This window comes from Streptomyces sp. 15-116A (assembly GCF_025290915.1).
Lineage (GTDB): Bacteria > Actinomycetota > Actinomycetes > Streptomycetales > Streptomycetaceae > Streptomyces.
Window position 1 is genome coordinate 1 of record NZ_JAOCQE010000351.1, and the last position, 5,456, is coordinate 5,456.

Below are 5,456 nucleotides of genomic sequence, written 5' to 3' on the forward strand. Positions count from 1 at the left end.
CTCCCCACCCCCGCCCATCCCACCGCACGGGCGATACGCGAGCGAAGGAGCCCGCGATGAGCGACATGATCACCGCGGAACTGGTCGATCTCGATCTCGACCGGTCCGCCGACACCAAGGAAGCCGCGGCCCGCGCCCTCGCCGAGCGCATGGCCGCCCTGGGCCGGGTGACCGACCTCGACGGCTTCCTCGCCGACGTGGCCGCCCGCGAGGCCCAGATGCCGACCGGCCTCGACGGCGGCATCGGCATCCCGCACTGCCGCAGCGAACACGTCACCGAGCCGACGCTGGCCTTCGGGCGCAGCGCCGCCGGGATCGACTTCGGTGCGGCGGACGGTCCCGCCGACCTGATCTTCCTCATCGCCGCGCCCGCCGGTGCCGACGACGCCCATCTGACGATCCTGTCGTCGCTGGCCCGGCAGCTGATGAACACCGAGTTCACCGACGCGCTGCGGTCGGTGGGCGACGCGGCGGCCGCGGCGGCGCTGATCCGGGGCGAGGAGCCCGAGGCGCCGCCGGAGAGCGGTACGACAGACTCCGTGGCGGCACCGGTGGCGGCCTCCGCCGGTTCCGCCACGGACACCACCGAGGTCGAGGAGGCCCGCCCCTTCCGGATCGTCGCCGTCACCTCCTGCCCGACCGGTATCGCCCACACCTACATGGCCGCCGAGTCGCTGGAGAACGCCGGCCGGGAGGCGGGCGTCGAGATCACCGTCGAGACGCAGGGCTCGGCCGGTTTCACCCGGCTCGACCCGGCCGTGATCGCCGCCGCCGACGGCGTGATCTTCGCCCACGACGTGGCCGTACGCGAGAAGGACCGCTTCGCGGGCAAGCCCACCGTCGACACCGGAGTCAAGGCCGCCATCAACCGCCCCGCCGAACTGATCGCCGAGGTCCGCGGCAAGGCGGAGCGTGGTGAGGCCACGGCCGCCGCCGCGTCCGGCCCGTCCGCCGGTACGCCCGTGGAGCGCGCAGGCGGCTCCGGCGAGGGCTACGGCACGAAGCTGCGCAAGTGGCTGATGTCCGGCGTCAGTTACATGGTCCCGTTCGTCGCCGCGGGCGGACTGCTCATCGCCCTCGGCTTCGCGATCGGCGGCTACGAGATCAACGAGGCGCCCTCGGTGATGGACCACTTCGCGTGGACCCAGGCCGACAGCTGGGGCGCGCTGCTCTTCCAGATCGGCGGTGTCGCCTTCGGCTTCCTCGTCCCGGTCCTGGCCGGCTACATCGCCTACGGCATGGCGGACCGGCCGGGTCTCGTGCCCGGCTTCGTCGGCGGCGCGATCTCGCTGACCATCAACGCGGGCTTCCTCGGCGGTCTGGCCGCCGGTCTGATCGCGGGTGCCGTGGTGCTGGCGATCCAGCGGGTGCGGATACCGGCGGCCCTGCGCGGCATCATGCCGGTGGTGGTGATTCCGCTGATCTCCTCGGCGGTCGTCGGCTTCCTGATGTTCGTGGTGATCGGCAAGCCCATCGCCTCCGCCCAGAAGGCCATGACCGACTGGCTGAACGGCCTGACCGGCGCCAACGCCGTCCTGCTCGGCGCCCTGCTCGGCCTGATGATGTGCTTCGACCTGGGCGGACCGGTCAACAAGGTCGCCTACACCTTCGCCACCGCCGGTATCGCGGTCGCCTCTCCGAGCGACTCCGCGATGAAGATCATGGCCGCGGTGATGGCCGCCGGGATGGTCCCGCCGCTGGCCATGGCCCTGGCCACGACCGTCCGCGGCAGGCTCTTCAACCGGACCGAACGCGAGAACGGCAAGGCCGCCTGGGTGCTGGGCGCCTCCTTCATCTCCGAGGGCGCGATCCCGTTCGCCGCGGCCGACCCGCTGCGCGTGATCCCCGCCTCGATGGCGGGCGGCGCGGTCACCGGCGCACTGTCGATGGCGTTCGGCGCCACGCTGCGCGCCCCGCACGGCGGCATCTTCGTGGTCCCGCTGATCGGCAACCCGCTGCTCTACCTGGTCGCCATCGCCGCGGGCGTCTGTGTCACGACCGCCCTGGTGATCGTCCTCAAGGGCCTGCGCAAGCCGGCTCCGGATGCCGCGGTCACCGGCCCCGGCGAGGGCACGCCGACCTCGGCGACGGCGAAGAAGCAGGCGGTGGCCGCCTAGCAAGCCGGGCGGCACCGGACTGCTGCCGGGTTCGCACCAACTGCGAGATACATCACGCTCCTCACGGTCCGGGGTTCACATCCCGGACCGTGGTGTGTACTGGGGCGCATGCCTGAGCACGACTCGATCATGAGGGTGGCGGGCGCCGGCGTCCTCACCCTGGCGGCCCTCGCCTGCGCGGCCGGAGTCGCCGAGGCCCTGCGCCGCGGCCTCGGACGGGGGCGCGGGCGGCGCGTCAGGGCGGTGGAGCACCGGGCGGCCGTCCCACGGCCCGCACGGCATCCGGACCGGAGGATCGCCGCGATCCCCGGCCAGCGCCGCACGGGCCCACGAGCGGAGTCCGTACCCCTCACCCCGCAGGAACGCGACGCCTTCGCGGGCCTGGTACGGCGCTTCCACGAGGGCGGCCGGGCCTGACCGCCGCGTCCGTCACAAGACCCGCGCCGCCCGCCGCTCCATCGCGTCCCGGGCCGCATCCTCGGTGACGTACACCTCGCACATGTGCCGGCCGTCCGGCGTGGCCGTGTGCTCGACCTCCCACAGGGAGATCTCCACGCCGTCGCACAGCAGGAACGCGTGCTCGTAGAGCGAGAAGCACAGCCCCGAACGCCCCGCGCGCAGCGGCCGGCCGAAGGCCTGCGTGATCTGGTGCGCGAACGCCGTGGTCAGCAGCGCGGCCGTCTCCGCGCCCGGCCGGTCCGCGTTCTCCGCCCGGCGCAGTAAACGGCGCGCGTGGTCCGCCGAGTCGTCCGGCGCGTAGGCGTGCCGGGGCGCGTGCGCGGGCGACAGCTGCACGGTCACCGGAAGCTCGAAGTCGGGGGTGTCCGCCGGCAGCGGCAGCCGGGAGGTGGCGGTGCGCAGCTCCTCCTCGTCCACATACACCTCGTGCTGGGGTTCGCCGCCCGGCGCGGTGTTGTGGACCAGCTCCCACAGGGTGAGCGCCGAGCCGTCGGAGAGCAGCCAGGTGTGCCGGTACGTCTCCCGGTGCAGGCCCGCGCTGTGGTGCGCGGAGTGCAGCGAGGCGTCGTACGCCAGCGCGCAGTCCAGGCGCCGTATCGTCTCGTCCGGCAGCTCGAAGGAGTTCAGGGTGCGGCCGAGGAGCCGCGCGAGGTGCTCCTCCGGGGACTCGGGCGAGTCGGCGGATTCATACGCTGCCGTCTCGTACGGAACGCTCAAGGTTTCTCCCGGCGTTGCTGCATGTCACCTTGTGGGTGCATACCGTAGCCCCTCGGTCGGACATCATGTCCGGGAACCGAGAAAACGTACGGAAGGAAAGACGGACGGGCCGCCCGGAAGGTTCCCGAGCGGCCCGAGGGCGCGTCAGTTCCCGCTGCTCAGCGCGGACTTGGAGGTTCCGCCCGCCGCCTCAGACGGCACTCCCGGCGACCCACTGGCTCCACTCCATGTTCCAGCCGTTGAGCCCGTTGTCCGGTGCGACCGTGCTGTCGGCCGAGTTCTTGACGATCACCACGTCCCCGACGAGCGAGTTGTCGTAGAACCACTTGCCGGGGGTGCTGCCCTGGGCGCCCTGCGCGTCCTGCAGGCCGATGCAGCCGTGGCTGGTGCCCTGCCGGCCGAAGGGCGGATTGCCCTTGTTGTACCAGTAGTTGCCGTGGATGAAGGTGCCGCTCCCGGTCAGCCGCATGGCGTGCGGCACGTCCGGGATGTCGTACTCCGAGCCCATGCCCACCGTCTGGCTGTTCATCCGCGTCTGGACGGACTTCTCGGAGATCACCATCTGCCCGTTGTACGTCGTGTGCTGCGCGTCGCCCGCCGAGATCGGCACCGACTTGAGGGTCTTGCCGTCCCGCACGACCGTCATGGTCTGCGTGTTCGCGTCCACCGTGGACACCTGCGAGCGGCCCACGGTGAAGGTCACCGTCTTCTTCTGCACCCCGTGGACGCCGTTCGCGCCCTCCACGCCGTCCAGGTCGATCTTCATGGTGACCTTGGAGCCGGCCTTCCAGTACTCCTGCGGCCGGAAGTCGAGCCGCTGCGCCCCGAACCAGTGCCCGACCACCTTCTGTCCGCTGCTGGAGGTGACGGTGATGTGCGACTGCACGGCCTTCTTGTCGGTGATCGCCTTGTCGAAGGTGAACGACACCGGCATCCCGACGCCCACCGTGCTCCCCTGGTCCGGCGTGTACGTGCCGATGAAGCTGTCCGCCGAGGTGACCGTGGTGAACACCGAGTTGGCCGCGGAGGTACGCCCCTCGCCGTCCTTCGCCGTGGCCGCTATCCGGTACTTGGTGCCGCGCTCCAGCTGCTCCTTCGGCTTCCAGACCTTGCCGCCGCCGGAGATCTCACCGGGCACCGCCTCGCCGGTCCCCGCCACCGTCATCCTCACGTCCGTCAGCCGGCCGCCGCTGACCTTCACGCCGGTGGAGTTGATGGACGCACCCGTCGAGCCGTCCTTCGCCGAGATCGCTATCTTCGCGACCGACGTGTCCGCCGCTCCCGCGCCCTGCTTGCCGTCCTTGTCGCTGTCGGCGTTCGCGCTGCCCCCGCACGCGGTGAGGGTGAGGGCGCCGACCATCAGGGCGGCACAGGCCACCACCACGCGCCGCGCTGCAATGTCCGGCTTTGTCACGGGCTGCTCCAGGTTCGGTCGATGTGGGTGATCCGCTCGATTACGTGAACCAAGAGGGACCCGGCACCGGCCCGGGTTCCACCCGACCCGGGTGAGCAGCAGCACGGTGACAGAACCGGGACAATCACCGCCGCCGCGTCACACCTCCCCGTACAACTCCCCGTACGACGGCCACTGTCCGCCCGGCCCCGACACCGGGCTCGCCGCCCGCACCGCCCGGACGATCGCCCGCGTCACCATGTCCGCGCCCGCTGCCAGGAGTTCGTTCAGGGCGAGCGGGTTCGCGCGGTCGAGGTGGTGGCGGCCCGTGGCCAGGGTGAACACCGTGTCGCCGTCGTTCAGCAGATGGACCGGGCGTACCGCGCGGGCGATGCCGTCGTGGGACGTGCCGGCCAGCTTCTGCGCCTGCGCCTGCGTCAGATCCGCGTCGGTGGCGACCACCGCGAGCGTCGTGTTGAGCGGCGGCGGCGCGTTGCGCTCGGCCAGCTCCGCGAGCCGCTGCCGCGCGGCCGCGTGCACCTTCGCCTCCGGGTAACGTACCCGGCCCCCGGACAACTCCCCGTACAACACCCCCGTTTCCGGATCCACCGCCGACCCCACCGCGTTGGCCACCACCAGCGCGGCCACCGTGAAGCCCGACTCCAGCACCGTGCTCGCCGTGCCGACCCCGCCCTTCACCTGGCCGACCACGGCTCCCGTACCGGCGCCGACACAGCCCTGCTCCACCGGCGCCCCCGGCTCGCTCCCCG

At 71.9% G+C, this 5,456-nt stretch carries 5 protein-coding genes; 2 read left to right on the forward strand and 3 right to left on the reverse strand.

Annotated features, from left to right (window positions below; translation table 11 throughout):
• The first annotated feature begins 56 nt into the window (after window positions 1-56).
• Window positions 57-2,117, forward strand: coding sequence for a fructose-specific PTS transporter subunit EIIC (locus tag N4P33_RS31895; RefSeq protein WP_260830430.1), 2,061 nt, complete (start codon window positions 57-59; stop codon window positions 2,115-2,117).
• Between the two features lie 108 nt (window positions 2,118-2,225).
• Window positions 2,226-2,534, forward strand: a complete 309-nt coding sequence (locus tag N4P33_RS31900; protein WP_260830431.1) for a hypothetical protein — start codon at window positions 2,226-2,228, stop codon at window positions 2,532-2,534.
• A gap of 12 nt (window positions 2,535-2,546) precedes the next feature.
• Here N4P33_RS31900 and N4P33_RS31905 read toward each other — a convergent pair whose 3' ends face one another.
• The 3 genes from N4P33_RS31905 to N4P33_RS31915 all read right to left on the reverse strand — a co-directional run.
• Window positions 2,547-3,293 carry a DUF6227 family protein gene (locus N4P33_RS31905; protein WP_260830432.1) on the reverse strand — a complete coding sequence of 249 codons (747 nt, stop codon included), beginning with the start codon at window positions 3,291-3,293 and terminating at the stop codon, window positions 2,547-2,549.
• Window positions 3,294-3,483: 190 nt separating this feature from the next.
• On the reverse strand, window positions 3,484-4,707 hold the full coding sequence (locus N4P33_RS31910) for an Ig-like domain-containing protein (RefSeq protein WP_260830433.1): 1,224 nt from the start codon (window positions 4,705-4,707) through the stop codon (window positions 3,484-3,486).
• Window positions 4,708-4,845: 138 nt separating this feature from the next.
• Window positions 4,846-5,456, reverse strand: a 611-nt coding sequence (locus tag N4P33_RS31915; protein WP_260830434.1) for a P1 family peptidase, incomplete at its 5' end; no start/stop codon positions are given.

What these genes read in the sequence shown, in the direction of transcription:
- N4P33_RS31895 (WP_260830430.1), top strand. Translation starts at nt 57, where the DNA reads ATGAGCGACATGATCACCGCGGAACTGGTCGATCTCGATCTCGACCGG.
- N4P33_RS31900 (WP_260830431.1), top strand. Translation starts at nt 2,226, where the DNA reads ATGCCTGAGCACGACTCGATCATGAGGGTGGCGGGCGCCGGCGTCCTC.